The sequence below is a fragment of the Microcoleus sp. Pol11C3 genome (assembly GCF_036701485.1).
Classification (GTDB): domain Bacteria; phylum Cyanobacteriota; class Cyanobacteriia; order Cyanobacteriales; family Microcoleaceae; genus Microcoleus.
On record NZ_JAUBQW010000041.1, the window covers coordinates 25,607 to 46,136 of the forward strand.

19 protein-coding genes are annotated in these 20,530 nt (G+C 45.5%); 8 read left to right on the forward strand and 11 right to left on the reverse strand.

The features are described from left to right. Positions 1-28: 28 nt before the first annotated feature. Positions 29-610, reverse strand: coding sequence for an Npun_F5749 family FMN-dependent PPOX-type flavoprotein (locus tag QUA40_RS12060; RefSeq protein ID WP_333125680.1), 582 nt, complete (start codon positions 608-610; stop codon positions 29-31). Positions 611-816: 206 nt separating this feature from the next. Between QUA40_RS12060 and QUA40_RS12065 the strand changes: the two genes are divergently transcribed. Then, entirely contained in the window at positions 817-1,935 is a 1,119-nt protein-coding gene (locus QUA40_RS12065) for a tocopherol cyclase family protein (RefSeq protein WP_333125718.1), read from the forward strand. 68 nt (positions 1,936-2,003) lie between these two features. Continuing rightward, complete coding sequence (locus QUA40_RS12070) at positions 2,004-2,504, forward strand: plastocyanin/azurin family copper-binding protein (RefSeq protein WP_333125682.1); 501 nt, start codon at positions 2,004-2,006, stop codon at positions 2,502-2,504. Between the two features lie 88 nt (positions 2,505-2,592). Here the strand turns inward: QUA40_RS12070 and clpS are convergent, their stop codons facing one another. Further along, positions 2,593-2,886 carry an ATP-dependent Clp protease adapter ClpS gene (gene clpS, locus QUA40_RS12075; RefSeq protein WP_333125684.1) on the reverse strand — a complete coding sequence of 98 codons (294 nt, stop codon included), beginning with the start codon at positions 2,884-2,886 and terminating at the stop codon, positions 2,593-2,595. Between the two features lie 248 nt (positions 2,887-3,134). Then, positions 3,135-3,737: a superoxide dismutase gene (locus QUA40_RS12080; protein WP_333125720.1), complete on the reverse strand. Its 603-nt coding sequence runs from the start codon at positions 3,735-3,737 to the stop codon at positions 3,135-3,137. Between the two features lie 381 nt (positions 3,738-4,118). On the opposite strand from QUA40_RS12080, the gene QUA40_RS12085 reads away from it, so the two are divergent. Beyond that, positions 4,119-4,658, forward strand: coding sequence for a phosphate-starvation-inducible PsiE family protein (locus QUA40_RS12085; protein WP_333125686.1), 540 nt, complete (start codon positions 4,119-4,121; stop codon positions 4,656-4,658). A 349-nt stretch (positions 4,659-5,007) separates the two neighbouring features. Here QUA40_RS12085 and QUA40_RS12090 read toward each other — a convergent pair whose 3' ends face one another. Next, the gene (locus tag QUA40_RS12090; RefSeq protein ID WP_333125689.1) at positions 5,008-5,559 is read right to left on the reverse strand and encodes a peroxiredoxin; all 552 of its coding nucleotides are present in this window, start codon (positions 5,557-5,559) and stop codon (positions 5,008-5,010) included. A 119-nt stretch (positions 5,560-5,678) separates the two neighbouring features. On the opposite strand from QUA40_RS12090, the gene QUA40_RS12095 reads away from it, so the two are divergent. Then, positions 5,679-7,016 carry a peptidylprolyl isomerase gene (locus QUA40_RS12095; RefSeq protein WP_333125692.1) on the forward strand — a complete coding sequence of 446 codons (1,338 nt, stop codon included), beginning with the start codon at positions 5,679-5,681 and terminating at the stop codon, positions 7,014-7,016. Between the two features lie 170 nt (positions 7,017-7,186). On the opposite strand, the gene QUA40_RS12100 is transcribed toward QUA40_RS12095, so the two are convergent. Further along, on the reverse strand, positions 7,187-7,897 hold the full coding sequence (locus QUA40_RS12100) for a tetratricopeptide repeat protein (protein WP_333125695.1): 711 nt from the start codon (positions 7,895-7,897) through the stop codon (positions 7,187-7,189). 605 nt (positions 7,898-8,502) lie between these two features. On the opposite strand from QUA40_RS12100, the gene QUA40_RS12105 reads away from it, so the two are divergent. The 3 genes from QUA40_RS12105 to QUA40_RS12115 all read left to right on the forward strand — a co-directional run bounded on the left by QUA40_RS12105 (position 8,503) and on the right by QUA40_RS12115 (position 12,196). After that, positions 8,503-9,207, forward strand: a complete 705-nt coding sequence (locus QUA40_RS12105) for a pentapeptide repeat-containing protein (RefSeq protein ID WP_333125698.1) — start codon at positions 8,503-8,505, stop codon at positions 9,205-9,207. A gap of 548 nt (positions 9,208-9,755) precedes the next feature. Next, positions 9,756-10,487 (forward strand): cytochrome c biogenesis protein CcdA, encoded by a 732-nt coding sequence (locus tag QUA40_RS12110; protein WP_445301148.1) that lies wholly within the window; start codon positions 9,756-9,758, stop codon positions 10,485-10,487. 308 nt (positions 10,488-10,795) lie between these two features. Then, a complete protein-coding gene (locus tag QUA40_RS12115; protein WP_333125701.1) occupies positions 10,796-12,196 on the forward strand; it encodes a cytochrome c biogenesis protein in 1,401 nt (466 codons plus the stop codon). A gap of 487 nt (positions 12,197-12,683) precedes the next feature. Here the strand turns inward: QUA40_RS12115 and queF are convergent, their stop codons facing one another. Then, the gene (gene queF / locus QUA40_RS12120; protein ID WP_006633986.1) at positions 12,684-13,103 is read right to left on the reverse strand and encodes a preQ(1) synthase; all 420 of its coding nucleotides are present in this window, start codon (positions 13,101-13,103) and stop codon (positions 12,684-12,686) included. Between the two features lie 145 nt (positions 13,104-13,248). Between queF and QUA40_RS12125 the strand changes: the two genes are divergently transcribed. Continuing rightward, positions 13,249-13,845 carry a hypothetical protein gene (locus QUA40_RS12125; protein WP_333125705.1) on the forward strand — a complete coding sequence of 199 codons (597 nt, stop codon included), beginning with the start codon at positions 13,249-13,251 and terminating at the stop codon, positions 13,843-13,845. A gap of 84 nt (positions 13,846-13,929) precedes the next feature. Here the strand turns inward: QUA40_RS12125 and speD are convergent, their stop codons facing one another. The 5 genes from speD to QUA40_RS12150 all read right to left on the reverse strand — a co-directional run bounded on the left by speD (position 13,930) and on the right by QUA40_RS12150 (position 20,526). Further along, positions 13,930-14,352, reverse strand: coding sequence for an adenosylmethionine decarboxylase (gene speD / locus QUA40_RS12130; protein WP_006633984.1), 423 nt, complete (start codon positions 14,350-14,352; stop codon positions 13,930-13,932). A gap of 457 nt (positions 14,353-14,809) precedes the next feature. Then, entirely contained in the window at positions 14,810-15,871 is a 1,062-nt protein-coding gene (locus tag QUA40_RS12135) for a pentapeptide repeat-containing protein (RefSeq protein WP_333125707.1), read from the reverse strand. 1,491 nt (positions 15,872-17,362) lie between these two features. Then, positions 17,363-18,571 carry a general stress protein gene (locus tag QUA40_RS12140; protein WP_333125710.1) on the reverse strand — a complete coding sequence of 403 codons (1,209 nt, stop codon included), beginning with the start codon at positions 18,569-18,571 and terminating at the stop codon, positions 17,363-17,365. A gap of 401 nt (positions 18,572-18,972) precedes the next feature. After that, positions 18,973-19,449, reverse strand: a complete 477-nt coding sequence (locus tag QUA40_RS12145; protein ID WP_333125712.1) for a BON domain-containing protein — start codon at positions 19,447-19,449, stop codon at positions 18,973-18,975. Between the two features lie 480 nt (positions 19,450-19,929). After that, positions 19,930-20,526: a hypothetical protein gene (locus QUA40_RS12150; protein ID WP_333125725.1), complete on the reverse strand. Its 597-nt coding sequence runs from the start codon at positions 20,524-20,526 to the stop codon at positions 19,930-19,932. Positions 20,527-20,530 lie beyond the last annotated feature (4 nt).

Consider the following 20,530-nt stretch of genomic DNA (forward strand, 5'->3'; position numbering starts at 1 on the left):
TAATAACTAATGACTACTGACTTCTTTTTCAGGGATTAACCGATCGCACAGACCAAGTTCCCTCCCCGTCGCGCCGATAAAGCGACCGATTTTGCGGTTCCCCCCGCAACTCCAAAAAATCCACCGTTTCCGGTTCCAACAACAGCAAGCAAAAATTAGGCAGCGGCTCGATCGCATTTGGGGAAGCAGAATCAAAAGCACTAGCCTGGGCTTTTTCATCCCCCGGATGCGGCCAAGCAAACTGTGATCTAGCGGCCTCAGAAAGCTCCTGCCAAGTTGTGCACCGCGATGAGCACAACTCTGCCTCTGGATAATCTGCCCCTACCAAAAGTAGCTTTCCAGCAATCCGAAATTGTTCGCGAGTTTTCGGAAAATACCAGCAAATTTCCCCCCAAGGATAGAGGTTAATTTCCTCGGCTTTTTGGCTGCGAATATCTGTAATAAATTTCAACTGATTAGTATCTGCTAAAAAGCCTCGAAACACCACAGTGCGGTTGGCCGGACGCCCGGTGGCCTGAACAGTTGCTAGTTGCAAGTAACGGGCAAAAGCAAGACTGCGGTTGTGGTGGAGCGCGCGAGCTAAGGGCGATCGCCAAAGTGCTAAAGACATAATTAATCTCCTATTATATTGGTAATGGGATTAGTCATTAGTCATTAGTCATTGGAAAAAAGGGAATTGGGAAAAAGGGAATTGCGAATTGGATAAGGTGTGCACACCAGCACGCTACTACTGACTAATGACTGCTAACTAATAACTAATAACTAATGACTACTGACTACTGACTAATGACTCTTCTTTCTGCTATTGGTAATTTTATGTCAAATTCACTCTCAAAACTCAAAACTATTGAAACTCCCCACAGCGGCTACCACTGGGACGGTAGTTCACGCCGCTTTTTTGAAGGCTGGTACTACCGAATAACATTACCGATTCACGGACAATCCTTTGCATTCATGTATTCCATCGAAGACCCCAGAGGCGGTCAACCTTACAGTGGCGGTGCAGCTCAAATTCTCGGCCCGAAAGATAGCTATTTGTGCCGCACTTTTCCCGATGTAAATAAGTTTTGGGCGCACCGAGAAAGCTTAGGTTTCGGACATTGGGGCAAAACAGACTTACAAATTAAACCCCAATATTTAGAGCCGCAAGTATTCGACAGCCGCGTCGAAGAAGGCTATCAAGCTACTGCTACTTTAAATCAAGGTTATCTGCACGATCCAGGAAGTGGCAGTCGCTGTTTTTGGCAGTACGAAATTCAACCTATTTATGGCTGGGGAAACTCTGACGAAATCCAGAAATCAACGGCGGGAATGCTATCTTTTCTCCCCGTATTTGAGCCGGGATGGCAAATTTTAATGGCTCACGGTTTAGCCACGGGCTGGATTGATTGGAACGGCCAACGCTACGAATTTAAAGATGCTCCCGCTTACAGCGAAAAAAACTGGGGCGGTGCTTTTCCCCAAAAGTGGTTTTGGATTAATTGCAATTGTTTTCAAGGCGAAAGCGATTTAGCTTTAACTGCTGGCGGCGGCAAGCGGGGCGTGCTGTGGTGGATGGAATCGGTAGCAATGGTTTGTCTGCATTACCGAGGCAAATTTTACGAATTTGTGCCTTGGAATTCGCAAGTTAGTTGGAATATTGAACCTTGGGGAAGCTGGAAAATGCAGGCTAGAAATAGCCAGTTTGAAGTTGAGTTGATTGGCACTACAAACAGTCCTGGTACTTATGTGCGAACTCCTACAGAAAAAGGCATGGCTTTTTGCTGCCGGGATACGACGCACGGCGAATTGCGCTTGCAACTGCGAGAGTTGTTGGGGGGAAATGTTGAAAAAAATGGCAAGCAGCGCTCTAGAATTATCTTAGAGGCTCAAAGTTCTTTATCTGGTTTGGAAGTTGGGGGCGGGCCTTGGGATGAAGTTTGGCGATCGAATTAAGTCAGTAGTCAGTAGTCAGTAGTCAGTAGTCAGTAGTCAGTTAATAGTTAACAGTAGTCATAACAGCCATGATCAATTTACTCGGTTTGCAATTAGGCAAATTTTACCGCAGCCAGCGGTTACAACACGCTCTCAAGGTTATTTTGGGACTAACTTTATGTTTAAGTACAATCTTGATGCCGGCGGCAATTGCTAGTGCTGCCGGTGATTTGTCTCGCCAACCTGTCACCGAAATTACTGTTAGTTTGGGTAACGAAGCTGGGGAACTCAAATTTTTTCCCAATCTGCTAGAATTTGAATCGGGCAAGCGCTATAAATTAGTGCTGAAAAATCCCAGTTCGCAGAAACATTATTTTACGGCTAAAAACTTTGCTGATGCGAGTTGGACTCAAAAAGTTGAAGCTGGTAATGTGGAAATTAAAGGAAGTATTCACGAATTGGAACTTAAACCGGGCGCTATGGCAGAATGGGTGTTTGTACCCATGAAATCGGGAAGTTACAACCTGCGCTGTACGGTAGCCGGACATACGGAGGCGGGGATGATTGGGAAAATTACGATCACCTCTTAAGCCCAATCTCCGTCGCCTCACCGGACATCCTATCAATTTCCGATTAATTACCGAAAATAGATCGAACTTTCGGCCCTCTAGACACTTTTCAAGTAGACTCTAGCGGAGCCATTGTCAGTCCAGCACGGCTCAATTGCATATGATAAAGTTCTGCTTGCTCTTGCGGGCCAACCCAGACTGTCGCCTGGCCTTCGTGGTGGATTTGGTTGGCAAGTTTCCAAGCTAGATCGCTCGTCATCCCTGGAATGTATTTGGTCAAACATTCCACAACGTGCTGAAATGTGTTGAAATCGTCGTTGAGGACTATTACCCGATAGTTGGGATAAGGTTTGCGGGTAACTTGACTCGATCGAACGGGTGCTATGGTTGGTGAAGAGGTCATCGCGCGAACAGCCACTAAAACTACAAAATTCGTAAAAGAGTTACCGACTCTATTATAACACAATTTCAGAATTTTTTAACTACTACGAAGTAGTTCGATCGGCTGCGGCGTTTATTTTTACCCCTCGGCCCTGCGTTGCACCGCGCCCGTCAAATTCAAGTTAATACTCATCTCAAGAAAGACTAAAGTCCTCACTACAAACTTTATAGGTTGGTAGTGAGGACTTTAGTCCTCAAACTCAGATGCTACTAAGCCGCAGCCAAATTTGCTGCTGCGAAATCCCAGTTAGCCAAATTATCCAAGAAATTAGTAATGTAGTCGGGACGGCGGTTTTGGAAATCCAAATAATAAGCGTGTTCCCACACATCCAAAGTCAGCAACGGAGTTTGGCCGTGTGCTATCGGGGTGTCGGCGTTAGCGGTTTTGGTAACTTTCAAAGTACCGTTGTCCACAACCAGCCAAGCCCAGCCGCTACCGAACTGAGTTGTCGCAGCAGTCTTGAATTCTTCTTTGAATTTGTCGAAGCTGCCGAAGTCGGCGTTGATTTTGTCAGCTAAAGCTCCTGTCGGAGTGCCACCGCCACCCGGTTTGAGGGAATTCCAAAAGAAATTGTGGTTCCAAACTTGACCTGCATTGTTGAAAATGCCGGCTTTGGATGGGTCTTTAGCAGATGCCTTGACAATTTCTTCAAGGGATTTGCTTGCCATTTCAGTCCCTTCAATCAGTTTATTCAGATTGGTGACGTAAGCAGCGTGGTGCTTGTCGTGGTGGAAGGAAAACGTGTTGGCCGACATATGAGCTGGTTCTAGGGCGTCAGCGGCGAAGGGTAATGGTGCGAGTTCAAATGCCATTGTGTTCAATCCTCTCTGGATTACTTTGGGTTTTTCGGTTGACTTGGCGGCTTTTGTATGATTAAAGCCGAGAGTCACTAGCTTGAGTTTATCAAGCTGTGGTAAATAATTCTTTACAATCTTCATATTTTATAGCAGTTGCAGCATTTTAGGATTTTGACTTCTGCTTTTCACCTATCAAATCTACTAATAGCAGGTCGTAGTTAGCACAAAGTTTGGTATAATGTCAACCCGCCTGCGCGGTAAATAAAAGTTGGTGGGAAATTGTCAACAGAGGGAAGTTTTATGATGGTTATAAATAAATTAAACCGATTTTTTGTCAAAGATAAGCTCACTTTAAATTAAGCTATAAGCAAGTCAAACAGATTGCAGGAGGCGTCTATGCAAAACAGTTCAAATAACCAGATTAATCACCCCACGCAATGGTTAAATCTGAAACTAATAGTCAGCGCTCTGGAAACAGTTCAAGACTTAATTGTAATTTCTTTGTGTATCGGTTTGTTCTGTTTCATGGTGATCGAACTGCGAGAAATGTTCTTCTCGCTGCTACCTCCTTTGAATTTCCAGGAAGTCACTGCCGACATTCTATTTTTATTGGTTTTAGTGGAATTATTTCGGTTGCTAATTATTTACTTGCAAGAACAAAGAGTTTCGATAGGCGTAGCTGTGGAAGTTTGTATTGTATCAGTTTTGCGAGAAGTGATAGTGCGGGGAGTGCTGGAAACTCCCTGGGTTCAAATATTATCAACAGGCGCTTTTTTGCTAGTTTTGGGAGTGTTGTTGGTAGTCCGAGTTTGGTTGCCACCAACCTTCGAGGGAATTGACCCGGAACGTCGCATGGCTAGCAGAAAAAGAAATCTATCAGAGCCTGAATCTTCTTCCGATTCTGTTGCAATCAATAGCCAGTTTAATTCTCACTGAGGATGGCGGCCCAGGCGATTTTAGATTTGAGAGTTACTCTGATATTGCTTGTGACGTTACCAGCCATCATTTCCAGTAAAACTGAGATGTTGCACCCTTGTCAAGAACGGGCAAGATGCCAGTTCCACAAAGAGTAGATTTTATTGTGGGGTGGGCATCCTGCCCGCCCAAAAAATGATTATTGAGAATGGTGCAAGACGTGAGGTCAAATCAACCTGATAACATTTGTAGTGAGGACTAAAATCCTTTGAAAATACAGAGGAATGTAGTCCTCACTACAAATACAAGCTTCATCAGTCATTGCCAGTTACTCAAATCTAAAATCTAATATCTAAAATCTAAAATGGTATTACCCGTTAGCCTGCAATTCCCCCAAACGACCCAACACTTCTTTCGAGTGAATCGCCGGATTAATCTTCACAAAAGTTTCCCGCAAAATGCCTTCATGGTCAATAATAAAACTGTGCCGCGCCGAGATAAAACTCATCCAAGAACCGTAAGCTTTACTCACTTTACCGTCGGTATCAGCTAACAGCGGAAACTTCAAACCTTCTGAATCGCAAAATTCCGCGTGGGAGTTGACATCATCAGCGCTAATACCGATAATTTGAGTATTCTTTGCCAAGTATTTCGGCAAGTCTTCCTGAAATCTCCGTGCTTCGATCGTACAACCCGATGTAAAGTCTTTCGGATAAAAATACACTACCAGCCACTTACCGCGATAATCCGACAGGGACACTTGTCCGTCGCCGCTGTTTGTCGGCAAACTAAAATCCGGCGCTGGTTGATTTACCGTCGGAAGCTTGCCACCGAGGGCAAATGCAGGTGTGGCAAAATTGAAAGTTAGAACAACTAGACAAATTGCCAATAAAGTGCTAAAAAACTTGCGACGGGACATCATAAATTTAGAAGTTGAACTGTACTTAAGACAAGTTTACAGTTTTCTGATTAAATAGGTAGGGGCAATTCGCGGATTGCTCCTAAAACCCCAATATCACTCACTCAAATAGCAATTTATCTATGAGCGCTGCACTCCCGTTACCAGGCAAAGCTATAGTAGTTCAGGTAATTAACGGTCAACCCGTTACGATCGAAGTCGATGGCACTAATGCGCCTATTACCGCTGGCAATTTTGTTGACTTAGTTGAACGCGGCGTTTACGACGGGGTGATGTTTCACCGAGTTGTGCGCCAGCCCGATCCTTTTGTTGTGCAAGGAGGCGATCCGCGCAGCAGAGATACGACAATTCCGGCAAGTCAATTGGGAACGGGTAATTTTATTGACCCGGATACCAATCAGCCGCGTTTTATTCCTTTGGAAATTAAGCCGCAAGGGGCCGCGCAACCTGTTTACAACCAAGTTGTAACCCAGACGCCGCAGTTGCAGCACACTCGCGGGGCCGTGGCAATGGCTCGTTCTAATGCTTTGAATTCGGCTTCTTCGCAGTTTTATTTCGCTTTGGATGATTTGCCATTTTTGGATGGTAATTATGCTGTTTTTGGCAATGTTATTCAAGGTTTTGAAACGGTGAATGCTGTGCAGCAGGGCGATCGCATTTCGACTGCAAAAGTCGTTCAAGGTATTGTCCCCAGTCGGGTTTCCAGCATCATTAGCGATGTTAATGTCCTCAACGGTTTCATTAACCGTACCAATTTTGTAAATCTGCCTTTGCGATCGCTCAGATTGTCAAACACCCCCAACAACTATCAAGTCACTTCCCAAGACTCTCAGCAAAATCCCAGCGGTGTAGTGGGAGGTAGCGCAAACGATCGCATCCTCGGTTCACCTACGGATGATGCAATTAATGGCAGCCAAGGTAACGATACCATCACTGGCGAAGCAGGTGACGACTTTTTGCGAGGTGGCAAAGGCAACGACTCGATTAGTGGCGGTGTTGGCAACGATATTATTAACGGAAATCTCGGCGACGATAATCTCAATGGCGATGCTGGTAACGACTTTTTGCGAGGTGGCAGAGGAAACGATGTTTTAATCGGCGGCGATGGTAACGATATTTTAGTGGGCGATATTGGCAGCGATACTCTCACTGGTGGCGCAGGTGCAGATACTTTTGTTCTTACCACAGGCGAAAATCTGGCTTTAGATACAGCGAGCGATATAATTCTTGATTTTAGGCCGGGAGATGGCGATCGTATTGGCTTAACCAGCGGTTTATCCAACACCTCATTCACCCAATCAGGCAGCAACACACTCATTCAATTTGGAGGAGTTACTTTGGCTGTCGTGCAAAATGCCGCCCCCGCAGCAGTTCAAAACGCCGCCTTTGCAATTAACTTTTCTACTATTTCCCGTCCTGATGACTTGCCAGTCGGTGACGCAGCCTTGAGAATTGGTTAACTTTAATTTTTGTTAACTTTAAGTAGAGGTGTAAGGTGAGCCCGGCTGCACACCTTACCAAATTCCCAATACTTCGGCTACGCAAAAAAGTTCCCAATTCCCAATTCCCCATGCCCCATTCCCAACACTCCGGCTACGCGATGGTACAAGTTTCTAATTCCCAAATTCAACTAACACCATAGCTTTGTAATTTGAGAAACTGCCTCTTGATAAGAATCCATTTTCCCTTGCAGCTTAAAAAGCCCTGCCGCCTTCTGAAAATCCTCAAATGCTCCGTGAACCTCTCTCAATTTATATCTAGTCAGTCCTCGGTTAAAGTAAGCTTTCGCAAAATCGCTATCGAGGCGAATTGCTGACTCAAAATCAGCTAGTGCTGCCAGGGAATTCTCCATTTGCAGGCGGATAGCACCTCGGTTAAAGTAAGATTGAGCTACATTAGAGTTGAGGAGCAGTGCCGAGGTGTAATCTGCGATCGCCGCAGTATAATCTTTTAAACGAGTCAGCATAAACCCCCGATTGCTGTAATACTTGGCTCGGTAAGGATTGAGTTCGATGGCTGTAGTTAAATCTTCGATCGCCGATTGTTTGTAGCCTAATTTGTAGCGGGCAACACCGCGATCGTTGTAAGCTGAGGCGAATTGCGGATTAATGTTAATTGTGGCAGTAAAATTTTTAATAGCGCCGTGCAAGTCTTGTTGTGCGAGATTTTTTAAACCCTGAGTGTAAAACTTTTTGGTACTAACTTTTAAATTTGCCTCTTGTCGGGATTCAGCTTGCTCCCCCGAAAATACGCCGACAATATTAGTCAATCCCAAAGATTCGATCGAATTGAAAATAGTTGTGACAACTAATTGGCTTGGGAGAAGGGGGATAGTAGGCATGGGATGAGTGCTGTTCAACTGTATGCTCTTATTTTCCTCCAAAGTTGAGCTATTGACAGTGATATCCGTAGTGTCAGGAACGTGATAAGTTTGATGAGATTTGGTGATGCTGGGGCTTGAGTTGTGTGATGAAAGTTGAGCTTAGTTAGTGATGCCGATCGCAATTAACACAAATTGCGTCTACAACCCTTTAAATATAAGGCTTGTCGGCTAGAGGAGTGGTTTCTTGATTCCCATATTGAACAGTTTATACCATGATTGTTTGTAAATATGCCCCTGGGGGAGCGATCGCAACTGCCTGCTGCAAGTATTACTTTGTAGCGATATTGCACTGGCAAATTCCGAGCAAACTTGCGGTTATCTTATACCAGGTTTTTAGGAAAAATATTTGTTTGGCAGCGAGGCATCTGTGAAGCAACCGGGTTTCTAGCTCAAAGCGCGTCTAAGACTGGCTGAGTTAAGTTTGGGCCTGCGCCAACCCTGATTAACCTTTCACTACACTAATATTTTTGAGTAATCTTGCTGAGGGAAGTTGCAGATTATTTGCTATGCTTTGATTAGACATCAATAATTAATGGCGCAAATTAGTGTCAATGAAAATAGTTATGAAGTTGAAAACTTTCTTCGCTGCGTTGTTGGCGATCGTCCTGTTCACTCTCTACTTAACTCCTCCTGTGATGGCCGCAAATTCGGAGGATTTGAGTCACCTATTAAAAGATAATTGGTGCGTCAGCTTTCTGTGGAAGCAATGCGATTTGAGCGCTGTCGATTTGCGAGGCGCTAATCTCCAAGAAGCTAATTTGAGCGGCGCTAATTTGAGCGGCGCTAATTTGTCCGGTGCTAACTTAAAAAATGCGGATCTTTCGGACGCAGATCTCACCGGCGCTAATTTAGCAAATGCTGATATTTTAGGCACGGATCTCAGTCGAGCCAATTTGACCGAAGCTAATTTCAACGGCACGAAGTTGTGGGATGCTAATCTGACTTTGGCAAATCTGAGCCGCGCCAATTTACAGGATGCTAATGTCTTAGATTCTCGACTTTGGGGCAGCAATCTTACCCAAGCTAATTTAACAGATTCGACGCTGCATGGTGCTGACTTGCAATATGCTAATTTGGCCGACACTAATTTAACAGGTGCTGACTTGCACAGCTTCTTTTTCCGAGGTTCCAAACAAGTCACAAATTTGAGCAATGCTAATTTAGAAGGCGCTATTTTAACGGGAGCAAATCTCAGAGGTGCGGTGCTGGCAGGGGCAATAATGCCGGACGGGTCTATTAATGAAGAAAGTGGCTTTAATTTAAAGTAGAGTAAAATTAAAGTCTGCTTGGATAATTTCAACAACAGGCTTTCGGGCCGATTTAGCAGTCAATCAATTATCGGGTGTAGCTGCGCCCGTTGCCAACAGCTTGTTGAGGATGCTGTCAAGATATCAATTTAAACCAGGGTGCGATCGACCTTTTAACTCCCAAGCTGCGCCCGTTGCCAACCGCTTGTTTAGGATACTGTCAAGATATTAATTTAAACCAGGGTGCGATCGACCTTTTAACTCCCAACCAGTAAATATCGCTAAAATCTTAAATCTCAAACCGAACCTGCGCGCATCTGTTACAATTTTCAACAAAGCCAGAACAGCCCGGAACCTGAAGTCACCTGCCTAGGGATACAAGCCCCCGATAGGAGTCGTGAAGAGCAAAAATATTAGATATTTAGTTTAAACTCCCAGATTCATCTATAGAGGCTCTCTAAAATATAAAATCCACTGTGGAGTCAATCTAAAATCTAAAATCTAAAATCTAAAATCGAGCGACTGTGGAGTCAATCTAAAATCTAAAATCTAAAATCTAAAATCGACTGATGGAAACCCTGCAAACTCAACTTTACGAACTCGCACAATTTGCTGATAATTTAGTAAATACTCAACTGACAAACCTCAGTTTAGTCAGCGTCGGAGTCATCTTTCTGGCAGGGTTGCTAACGAGCTTAACGCCCTGTATGCTTTCAATGTTGCCGATCACGATCGGCTACATCGGTGGATACGAAGCAAAAAGTCGCCTGCAAGCCGCAGCCCAGTCTGCGTGGTTTTCCCTGGGAGTAGCCACTACCCTTGCGGGTTTAGGTATTGTAGCATCATTTGCCGGACAAGTTTACGGCAAAATTGGCCTGGGTTTGCCGATTCTTGTCAGCATTATTGCTATTCTAATGGGGCTAAATTTACTCGAAGCTTTGCCCTTACAAATGCCGTCTTTCGACGCTGTGGGGTGGGTGCCGAAAGATTTGCCTGCGGGCGTGCGATCGTACTTATTGGGCTTAACTTTTGGTTTGGTAGCGTCTCCCTGCAGCACGCCGGTTTTAGCTACACTCTTAGCTTGGGTTTCCAAAACAGGAGATACAGTTTTAGGTGGTGTGTTGCTGCTGTTTTATGCTGCTGGCTACGTCGCTCCGCTGATTATAGCAGGTACTTTTACTGCTAGCATTAAAAAGTTGTTAGAATTACGTCGATGGTCGAGTTGGATTACTCCTGTTAGCGGCGTTTTGCTAGTAGGATTTGGCGTTTTCTCTCTGCTTTCCCGCATTCTTCCCGCTTAAGTTTAGTAGTAAGGACTTCAGTCTTTGTTTAAAGATATAGCAATCTCTACTGAATGCGTGAATTAAGTTTTTTTAACGAACCGCGAAGACGCGAAACGAACCGCGAAGACGCGAAGAACACGAAGAAAGAAAGAAAGAAAAGAGAAAGAATTCAAAATTGATTGAGACTTGCTCGATAAAAATAATAATATTTTATTCATTTTTTGTTTTTCCCTCCTCTTTCTTCCTTCTTCCATCCGTTGCCGAACTTCCTTCCATCCGTTATATCCGTTACACAGTCCGTTGCCGAACTTCCTTCATAATTACCAATGACATCAAAAGAAGTATTTCTATCTAAACTCTCAAACTGGGCGACTGCTCCTCAAAGGTTTTTTAAGCGAGAAATCTTGCCGGTGCTAGCAGATTTGCGGCTGGCAATTATCTTGCTGCTGACGATCGCATTTTTCAGCATTTCCGGCACTGTCATCGAACAAGGCCAATCAGTACCCTTTTACCAATCTAACTATCCAGAACACCCTGCTTTGTTCGGCTTCCTAACTTGGAAAGTTGTGCTAATTGCAGGACTTGACCACGTATACCGCACTTGGTGGTTTTTGTCAATCCTAATTTTGTTCGGCAGCAGCTTAACAGCTTGTACATTTACCCGACAATTTCCCGCATTAAAAGCCGCCCGCCGCTGGAAATTTTATGAAGAACCAAAGCAGTTTCAAAAATTAGCTCTCAGTGCGGAATTAGAAACAGTTGCTTTAAGTTCCTTAGAACCACTTTTGCAGCAAAAAAACTACCGGATATTTCGAGAAGGCGAAAAAGTTTATGCCCGCAAGGGAATAATTGGCAAAATCGGCCCGATTATTGTTCACGCCAGTATGCTAATTATTTTAGCTGGGTCGATATGGGGCGCAATGACGGGATTTCTCGGTCAAGAAATTGTTCCCAGCGGCGAAACATTTCAGGTGCAGAATATCCTGGATGCAGGGCCTTGGGCGGGGCCGCAAATACCGAAGGATTGGTCGATGCGAGTTAATCGGTTCTGGATCGATTATAGTCCGAGCGGTGCGATCGACCAATTTTACTCTGACCTGTCAGTTTTGGACAAAACAGGCCAAGAGGTCGATCGCAAAACCATTCACGTTAACGAGCCCCTCAGATACCGGGGAGTCACTTTTTATCAAGCAGATTGGGCAATAGCCGCCGTGCGAGTTCGCCTCAACAAAAGCCCAGTTTTACAATTACCAATGGCTCAGTTAGACACTCAAGGTAAAGGCCGAATTTGGGGTGCTTGGATTCCAACAAAACCCGATTTGAGTGCGGGAGTTTCTCTGCTAGCAAAAGACTTGCAAGGAACGATGTTAGTTTACGGTACAGATGGCAAATTGTTAACTACAGTTCGCGCAGGCACGGCGGTAGAAGTTAATGGAGTCATGCTGACAATTGACGAAGTTGTAGGCAGTACGGGATTGCAAATTAAAGCTGATCCTGGCATTCCGATCGTTTATACTGGCTTCGGGTTGCTAATGCTCAGCGTGCTGATGAGCTATCTGTCTCACTCGCAGATTTGGGCTTTGGAAAAGGACTGCAAACTCTACGTCGGCGGGCGCACAAATCGCGCTCAGGTGACTTTTGAAAGAGAAGTTGTAGAGATTTTGGACAAGTTAGCCGAATCGAAAACTGCAGAGGAAAAAAGTGCGTTAAGCGAAGCTATCCCGTAGGGAATCGCCCCGACTTCTGTTGCAAGTCAAAGCTAACCGTAGGGTGCGCTAAGCGCACCTTACACCAACGATAAATATCAAAAAGATTAGTTGAGTTTGTAGCGTGCACGTTGCCAGATATGTCGAGGTGGTTAATGTGAAGCTGAGAAAAACCATAAAACCGCTATTTCACGTTCTGATTTTTCAAATTTCAAGTAATGAAAATTGCTATACGGAGTTTTGGTTTAAAAATCAAAATGCTGAAACGCCGGTCAATCGCTACTCTCCCGTGGGCGACAAACTCAACCGATGCCCAGTGTACAGCCTACAAACTAGGAGATTTTAAGCGTTTGAACGACTTTTTGACTCGCTTGAGAGGGCTGCCCTGACGCACCCTACCATTAGTTACTAATTTTATTAACAATCCTATTTCTTAAAACTATTGTGGGGTGCGCTTCGACGCCACCCCACAATTAAATCTCAATGCCACAACAGCTTAATACCCACCCTACTTCTGGTGCGACACCTCAATCACGGTGTGGACATTCCCCCGTGGCGAAAAATCGCCCTTAATCGTCGCTTCCAGCGGCGCGCAAGCCGCCACAAAATCGTCTAAAATTTGATTGATCGATTCTTCGTGAGAAATGTAGCGATCGCGATAACTGTTAACGTACAGTTTCAGCGCCTTTAACTCTACCACCCGCTCGTCGGGCACATAAGTAACGTGAATTGTCGCAAAATCTGGATAGCCAGAAAAGGGGCACTTGCAAGTAAACTCCGGCAAAGTAATGTTAATCGAGTAGCGCCGCCCGACTCGCGGATTCGGGAAAGTAATTAACTCCCCTTCCAAAATCTGGCGTTCGCCGTATTTCATTTCCTCGGTGCTTGACTTTTGCGACATAGTTTGTTCCGGTGCGTAGTTGTTCATAGCGATTGACTCAAAACTTGTAACATTAAATTAAATTTACGTTCAATATCTGTAACAAATATCTTGACGAATTGTGTTGCGATCGATCTAATTGCAAATACTCTCAGGCTAAACTAAAACAAGTTCACCCTCGCCATCTACAATTATGCAAAATACTACCTTATCTGACAATACTTCCCCTGAAAACTCAAATAGTTACTCTCCATCAGTACCAATTTCCCTCTATCGAGAAGTCACGGCAGAGCTGCAAGCAGCCCAAGCGATGCTCGACTCCCTCAAAACCCACAATCAGCAATTAGTCCAACAAAATCAACAACTGCGGCGAGAAGTAGAAACAGTAGTTCAAGTATCCCAACAGTTACAGCAAGTAGTCAACTCGGCTCAAAGCGTCACCCAGACAGGGATGCCTCAAATGCCGTCAGTCCAATTCAATTTCAGCGTTCAACCTCCGCCCCCACCACCTGCAACCTCCCAGACTAACTCTGCCATACCTCAACCACCTCAGACAGTGGCTTTCCCCTTCCCACTACCGGAACCGGTGCCCACACCAGCCTCGATGCCGCAGCCAGTTCCCGAAAAATTATTTACAGAGGTGCCGGAAACTCCTTACCGTGTCCGATCTCAACTCAAAAAAACCTCAGACTTAAGCGGATTGTGGTTGGCGATCGCGATTTTTCTGATTGTCATTGCAGCTTTCGGCGCAGGTTATTTAGTTGTCCGCCCTTTATTAATGAAAAAGTAAATTCCAACAAGAATCCCACGACTCCAGCCGTGGGATTTTAAACAAAACCTAGCATAAAATGTTCAAAGTTACGCTAATTGGCCATCATCCTCTGGCGGCACTCGTTTCTACTGAACGAGGGGCATACTGCTCTTCACAAGCAGAACCTACGATTCCCACCCCTGGCTCGAAACCGCGCGTGAACTCCGTGAGTTTTACCTGTTTAGCTTCCAAAGCTGTCTGTAGCACCTTCATGGCTCGGTGAGGGTCGCCGGCTCCGCAGAAAAATAAGTCTGCAGCAAAATAACCGTGTTCAGGCCAAGTATGGATTGCTATATGAGACTCTGCCAAAGTAGCAGTAGCTGTCACTCCGTGAGGACTAAACTGGTGTACGCACAAATCGATGAGAGTAGCTCCTCCGGCTTCGATCGCATCGAGAATAGCGCGGCGGATACGTTCAGGATCGTTGAGCAGGTCTCCAGGAGACTGCCAAGCATCAGCGACCAGATGGGTTCCCAATTGTTTCATTCTGCGGGGTTTTACCTCTATTGATGTTAAGTCTCAAACCTTTTAACGATACCACGGTGTCGAGAAATTTTCAAGTAAATTCCCAAAATATTTCCCAAATAGCGGTGAAGGCGAGGATACCGGGTTTTTTTGGGCGCTTTGGCCCCGATAGAGTTCGGGTTGAGTTCGATTTGAGTTCGATATTTCCTGCCCAAATCGGCTTTCGGTAGAATGCGGTTAAAGCCCAACCGCCTTAATTTGCTCCGGGTGATGGAGAGGCTATAAACCAGGAAGGGCCGGCACTCTTGATACCGCCCCTACAGCAACCGGGTTTCTCGGTGTTCGATTTTTTGAAGTTGAGCTACTTAATTATGGTTAAGTAGTAGTTCCGAATTAATTACACAATATTTCTACTGAAACCCATGCCTAGCAAGGAGTCTTTATGTAATTAATTTTGTGTGGTTACTTAATCAACTCATCAATCCCGGCTGTGAGTAGCTCCATTCGGCAAAATCGCCCCGCCCAAAGCGGCTTCATTCAAATTATCAACATTCAAGCTCGCCCCAATCAAATTAGCCTCCGACAAATTAGTTCCTGTCAAATTCGCCCCTGTCAGAGAACTTAGCAGCAAACCCGCTCCCGACAAATTGGCGTGACTCAAATTCGCCCCCCGCAAATCCGCTTCCAGCAAACTAGCACCTGCCAAATTCGCACCGCTCAAGTTAGCTCCCCGCAAAGAAGCTTTGTTCAAATTCGCAGCCCTCAAATCAGCATTGTGCAGAATCAAACCATTTAAATTAGCTTTACTCAAATTAGCTCCCTGCAAGTCGGCACCGCTCAAATTAGAGCCATTTAGATTGGCGGATTGCAAGTCAGCACCGCTCAAGTCAGCACCGCTCAAATTAGCAGCGCAAATAGAAGCCTCCCGCAGACTTGCTTCGCTCAAACAAGCCCCAACCAAATTGACGCCGCTGAGATTTCCGCGATTGAGATAAGCCCGAGTTAAATTTGCTCCGCTCAGGTTCGCCCCGGTCAAATCTACCTCGCTGAGAATCGCTCTCGTCAGATTTGCTCTACTTAAATCAACCCCACTCATAATTGCTCGGCTCAGCGTCGCCCCGCTCAAGTTAGCCTCCGTTAGTTTTGAGCCGCTTAGCAAACAAGCTCCTACTAAACTCGCTCCCGTCATCACAGCTTTGCTCAAGTCAGCCTGAGACAATATTGCTCCGCTGAGATTTGCCCCGCTAAAATCTGCGGCGATCGCCACAGTTCCAGTTAAACTAGAACTCCCCAGGTTAGCTTCAATTAATTTCGCCTTACACAAATTAGCCCCGCTCAAGTCGGCGGCGTTTAAATTAGCTCCAATCAGTTTGCTTCTAATTAAGTTAGCACCTTTCAAATTAGCGCTGCTCAAATTTGTTCGGCTGAGATTAGCTTCACTCAAATGAGCTGCAATGAGGTTAGCCCTTCGAAAATCTCGTTCCCCGTTTCTATGTCTAATTAAAAGTTCATCGGCACTTAAAAGTTCAGTGAAATTCATAAAAAAAGTTGAGTGAGTTTCCTTAATTTCTCGATGTTCTCTGTTGTCTGAAAATTTGTACTATCGTGTTTGACAGTAAGTTTTTTCAACCTATACTGCCACATTAACAATTGTCAAAACTGGTTGATTTCTAGCATCACCCTGCTCACCTAGTTATAACTCACGAAAAACCCGGTTTGTCGTAAATAAATAATCTGGGTATTTTCAGCGCGGTCGTCATGAAGAAACCTAGTTTCTCGCCGCGTGTAAGCCATGTAAGTCTTATTTGGCTAGTAATTAGTTGGCGGTTGATGTTAGTTGTTAATTGTTAGTTGTATTTATACTAACTGCTAATCACTAACTATTAACTGCTAACCATTTACCAAAATACCGAGAAGTTGTAGATCGATCTTGTCAAGGTCGATCAAATATTTGGGGTATTGCTGGCGGCATCCGCGCCGCATTCTGACCAGAAAAATTGCTAGTACAGGCGATCGAATTTATTAGTGCAATCAAGAAACAAGATATCGGAGCTTCAACCCCAAATGCCTTCTACATAAGTGCCTTCTATCTTCGATAGCCCATGAAAGCAGAGTCCGGTCAGATCAGCTAGTGTCACCTCCCCCCACTGTGCTACGCGCCAGTGAAATCCAACAGGAAGGCTGTTTCCCTCGGAGTGCTGAGCGAGTCGCAGGCAAAGCAAACAATACGCTGCGCTGAGCCTGAGTTTTTGCGAAAAAATGAGCCGCGAGCCATTGTGCTCCCGCGCTGCTGTGCTTGCTGTTAATGTTTACTCGATCCATGAGCGCTTGCGGTTCTAATTAACAGAACACCCGACACCAGACGCGCTCCCGGACATAAAAGCTGTTCCTGGGCTTCTCAAATGTTTCGCTGAGACATTCCCAGAAAAACTGTATTCCTGTAGCACGTCTTGCCAACGGCAATTGGGCTGCTACAGCCAACTAATGACCAGCCTAAGTCTTGCCGGAAAGCGACGACAATATTATTATTCTAATATTTGCCGACCACCGCAGGCTTTTCTGAGCGCGTGGGACTGGCTACTTCACCTGTATAAGTTGCTGAAATTAGCTACCCATAATTAAAGATAGTCGCTCTTTGACTAACCAGGCAATATCTGTGGTAATTTATGTCATCAAATTTGATAATACTGCGGGGTTTAAAATCGAGTAGTAGTGAGTGTTACAGACTCAAAAACCGCTGCGGATTTAGGGTGTAAAAATTAAGGGAGCCGATCGATCCTCCCGCGCAAAGCCCAGCTCACGGACTGGGCCCCTAATCAAAATTAAACTTTTGACAGGTGGCTTTTTTAAGTTTCCAGAACAAAACAAAAGCCGGCTTTCAGAGGAAAAGCCGACTTTTGAGATAATTTTACCGACGAAGCGTAAAACCGCTAGCTCGCCGCTGTTGGTTGGATCACTTTCCACAATCCGAGTGCGCGAGTGCGACTACCCCGCAGGAAGTAGAAACCATAACCAAACAAAGTCTGAAGTATTAAATCAGAGGGCGGTGGGTAACGCCCTGATTGGGATCGTAAATACCAGCCGTAGTATCAACGCCCGGAGTACCCGGAGCGCCGTAATCAGCCCGAGCACTATCGACGCTGGGATAGTCGTAGGTCTTCCAATGCTGAATACCTCCGCGGCTCAGAATGCTTTCCGCTTTAGCGACTTCTGCTTCGCTGCCGTCAACCAGTACCAAGTAATCTCCCCTTGCCACACGATCGTTGTATGCTCTAGCTTCCTCTTCGGGAATTCCCATACCAACTAAAGCTCCGATCAAGCCGCCTGCTGCCGCACCCAAAGCTGTACCGGCGAGTGTAGTGGCGATCGCCGTAGCTGAGGCTCCTGCCAGCATAATCGGCCCGATTCCCGGAATTGCCACTAGGCCGAGACCTACCAACAAGCCTGTCAAACCGCCCAAAGTGCCACCTGTAAGTGCCCCCTTTGTGGCCCCTTCATCGGATTTGTTATCGGCGCTGTCGTGCACGTCAATGCCTGCGATGTCCCCTTTCGAGTCAGCATCCTTAGCGATTACCGAAACCCGATCCATGTCAAAACCCGCAGTTCTAAGTTCTCCCAGCGCGTGTTCCGTCTCGCGGCGGGTTGAAAATACTCCCACAGCGCGCTTCTGCCGGCCAGAAGCTCTGCGACCTGTGTCTGCCGGCACATCGTAAATGCCCCAATCGTGAATGCCCCGCACGCTCATAATTCCTTCGGCTGTGGCAAGTTCAGCATCTGTTCCTTCTACGAATACTAAATATTCTCCCCGCGAGACGCGATCGCTATAAACTTTAGCTTTTGCTTCGGGAACTCCCAAACCGACCAAACCGCCGACCAAACCGCCCGCTGCAGCCCCAATCGCGCCTCCGACTACAGTATCTGCCAGCAGAGTTGCGATCGCACCGCCCGCCATCACCGGGCCCACTCCCGGAATCGCCAGTGCCCCAAGACTTCCGAGCAACCCAATCAAACCACCCGTCACGACTCCCGCTGTCGCACCTGCTTTTGCGCCACCACCCACTTTGTCGTCGGTACTCTTACCAGCGCTAGCGCCCGCAATTTCGTTGCTATCGAGCTTTTCCCCAACTACCGAAACTTTATTCATCGGAAACCCGGTACTTTGCAGCTCCATCAGTGCTAGTTCCGTATCTCGGTAATTAGAAAATGATCCTACAGCTCGCTTGTGTTGACCTAAAGCCATTTTTTTTCTCCTGGAAAATATACTACTTTTACACAACCACAGAATTTATGCTCTGCCATCAATCACATTTAGTGCTTTTTTCCCAACAATTTTCATCGGTCGCTGGGAATAACTTCCAGCTCTATCTTCAGGTTGGTTTCCCACTAATTATCTGGGCATAAAAATCGGAAATTGGGAAGGGGAAGTTGCAAGTATTGCGCGAGTTTTGAGTGCGTGAATTGTAAATTCCATTTACACTCTTTAACTTAAAACCGCGCTCTCCCTAGAGAGTCACCTAAGCGTTGCGATCCACTCCCAAAGCAATCATACAATGCCCAACTTTACCCTCTTCCCTCAGACTTCTCTCCTAGATCACTAAATCCTTCTTCCTTGTTTCCGTCGGACTTCTGCCTTCTAATTTATTACTTGCTAGGCGATGCGGGTGCAGCGGGGGCGACAACAGCCGTAACATTCACCTGTTTGACACCCTTAATCTCTTTAGCTAGTGGCTCAATTTTAGCTAAATCCGTTTGATTGGGAACTGTGCCACCTACCGTGACAACCCCGTCTTTTGCCTCAACAGTTAGCGCACCTTTAGTGATGTTTACTTCTAACTTGGAGCGCACTTCACTTTCGAGGTCGCCCTTGGCTCGTGTTGCATCGCCACCCGTCACATTGTTGCGCTGTTCTCTGGCCCTGATATCATTATTTGCTTGTGCTCTGCGAATCTCGCTAGTTGCGTCACCCTGAGTTTTTTTAACAGTCTCGGCTGGGGGCGGGCTGGTGGTATTTTCTGTGGTAGAATTAGGAGCATCAGCGCTAGTTTTAGCCCCGTCGCTGCAAGCAGCAGCTCCAAATAATAGGATGCCGCTGAGTAGAATGGGTGTTAGTTTGTTCATAATATGTTAATACCCTCCGGGTAAGCTTTCGATGAGCCTGACTTCTTTGAGCCAGATTTAGGAGCCAGATTTAGCAAGACAGAATCTTAGTTTGTGTCTTTGTTTGTGCTTTCTGCGTTGGTTTTTTATAGGATTTAAAAATCCTTATATCAAATATATACACTTGAGCAAGTATCTACATCGCTCCAGGGGTGTAAAATTTATCTATGTCGTTAGATAGAGTACAAAAAACCAAATAAGGTCTTAGAGCTAATTCAACTTAATTAGTCGGGGACGCACTATTCCTCATAAACCCGGTCGATTCCGAAATTTTTAGTTACTAAAGCTAAGATTTTCCTATACACCAAGTTTAAAAGGGTAAGTTTGATTAATAAATGTGAGCGCTACTCCCAACTAATTTTTCCATCTTCCCGGTTCACTCAATATCCATCCCTGCAATCCGTTAAATCGCGTACACTACTCATTGTAAAACTTCCTGCTTCAACAAAACAAACGAAAAGAGTCGAGAAATTTTTGAGCATTTTCTGGTTCTGGGGTAGTGGCAACCAGGCCGTAAACGCGCGTTTCCACCAAAAAAACTTGACCTACACCTACAGGTTCCGTGGGGGAAAGCGGCTGAAACTCAAATTCTTTTCCCGGATAGCCTCCGAGGGAAATATCCCGCACTTGCAAGACTTTAGCATTCGCGGCCACGACGAAAAAATCAACGGCATTATTTAAAGTAATTCTGATATTATTGATATTATTGTTCCTCAGCCGAAAATCTACGTCAAAGTATTGAAGCAAATAAGTTTCTTTGTTTTTTAAGCTCGATCGGTATGTATGAGCAATAATTTGATTTGAAAAAGTTTCGGAATTAATTTTGGGATTTCCCGGCATATCGATCGCAAACTGACCCATCGCCGAGCAAAATGGCTGCCACTCTGGCGTCTGAATTTCTGCCCGCAGCGGGGCTGGTTGAGATGCAGCGGGACGGGCAAACTTGACAGGGTATGAAAGTAATGTATAGCATTTATCGAAAAGATGAGGTATGATATAACTGACTTGAAAGGAGTGAAAAATATAAGACCCCAAAATGTTA

Coding starts and splice junctions, on each gene's coding strand:
- QUA40_RS12080 (WP_333125720.1), bottom strand. CDS start 3,737: ATGGCATTTGAACTCGCACCATTACCCTTCGCCGCTGACGCCCTAGAA.
- QUA40_RS12125 (WP_333125705.1), top strand. CDS start 13,249: ATGCAAAATACTACCTTATCTGACAATACTTCCCCTGAAAACTCAAAT.
- QUA40_RS12065 (WP_333125718.1), top strand. CDS start 817: ATGTCAAATTCACTCTCAAAACTCAAAACTATTGAAACTCCCCACAGC.
- QUA40_RS12135 (WP_333125707.1), bottom strand. CDS start 15,871: ATGAATTTCACTGAACTTTTAAGTGCCGATGAACTTTTAATTAGACAT.
- speD (WP_006633984.1), bottom strand. CDS start 14,352: ATGAAACAATTGGGAACCCATCTGGTCGCTGATGCTTGGCAGTCTCCT.
- QUA40_RS12140 (WP_333125710.1), bottom strand. CDS start 18,571: ATGGCTTTAGGTCAACACAAGCGAGCTGTAGGATCATTTTCTAATTAC.
- QUA40_RS12095 (WP_333125692.1), top strand. CDS start 5,679: ATGAGCGCTGCACTCCCGTTACCAGGCAAAGCTATAGTAGTTCAGGTA.
- QUA40_RS12115 (WP_333125701.1), top strand. CDS start 10,796: ATGACATCAAAAGAAGTATTTCTATCTAAACTCTCAAACTGGGCGACT.
- QUA40_RS12110 (WP_445301148.1), top strand. CDS start 9,756: ATGGAAACCCTGCAAACTCAACTTTACGAACTCGCACAATTTGCTGAT.
- QUA40_RS12105 (WP_333125698.1), top strand. CDS start 8,503: ATGAAGTTGAAAACTTTCTTCGCTGCGTTGTTGGCGATCGTCCTGTTC.
- QUA40_RS12085 (WP_333125686.1), top strand. CDS start 4,119: ATGCAAAACAGTTCAAATAACCAGATTAATCACCCCACGCAATGGTTA.
- QUA40_RS12070 (WP_333125682.1), top strand. CDS start 2,004: ATGATCAATTTACTCGGTTTGCAATTAGGCAAATTTTACCGCAGCCAG.
- QUA40_RS12060 (WP_333125680.1), bottom strand. CDS start 610: ATGTCTTTAGCACTTTGGCGATCGCCCTTAGCTCGCGCGCTCCACCAC.
- QUA40_RS12145 (WP_333125712.1), bottom strand. CDS start 19,449: ATGAACAAACTAACACCCATTCTACTCAGCGGCATCCTATTATTTGGA.
- QUA40_RS12090 (WP_333125689.1), bottom strand. CDS start 5,559: ATGATGTCCCGTCGCAAGTTTTTTAGCACTTTATTGGCAATTTGTCTA.
- QUA40_RS12100 (WP_333125695.1), bottom strand. CDS start 7,897: ATGCCTACTATCCCCCTTCTCCCAAGCCAATTAGTTGTCACAACTATT.
- queF (WP_006633986.1), bottom strand. CDS start 13,103: ATGAACAACTACGCACCGGAACAAACTATGTCGCAAAAGTCAAGCACC.
- clpS (WP_333125684.1), bottom strand. CDS start 2,886: ATGACCTCTTCACCAACCATAGCACCCGTTCGATCGAGTCAAGTTACC.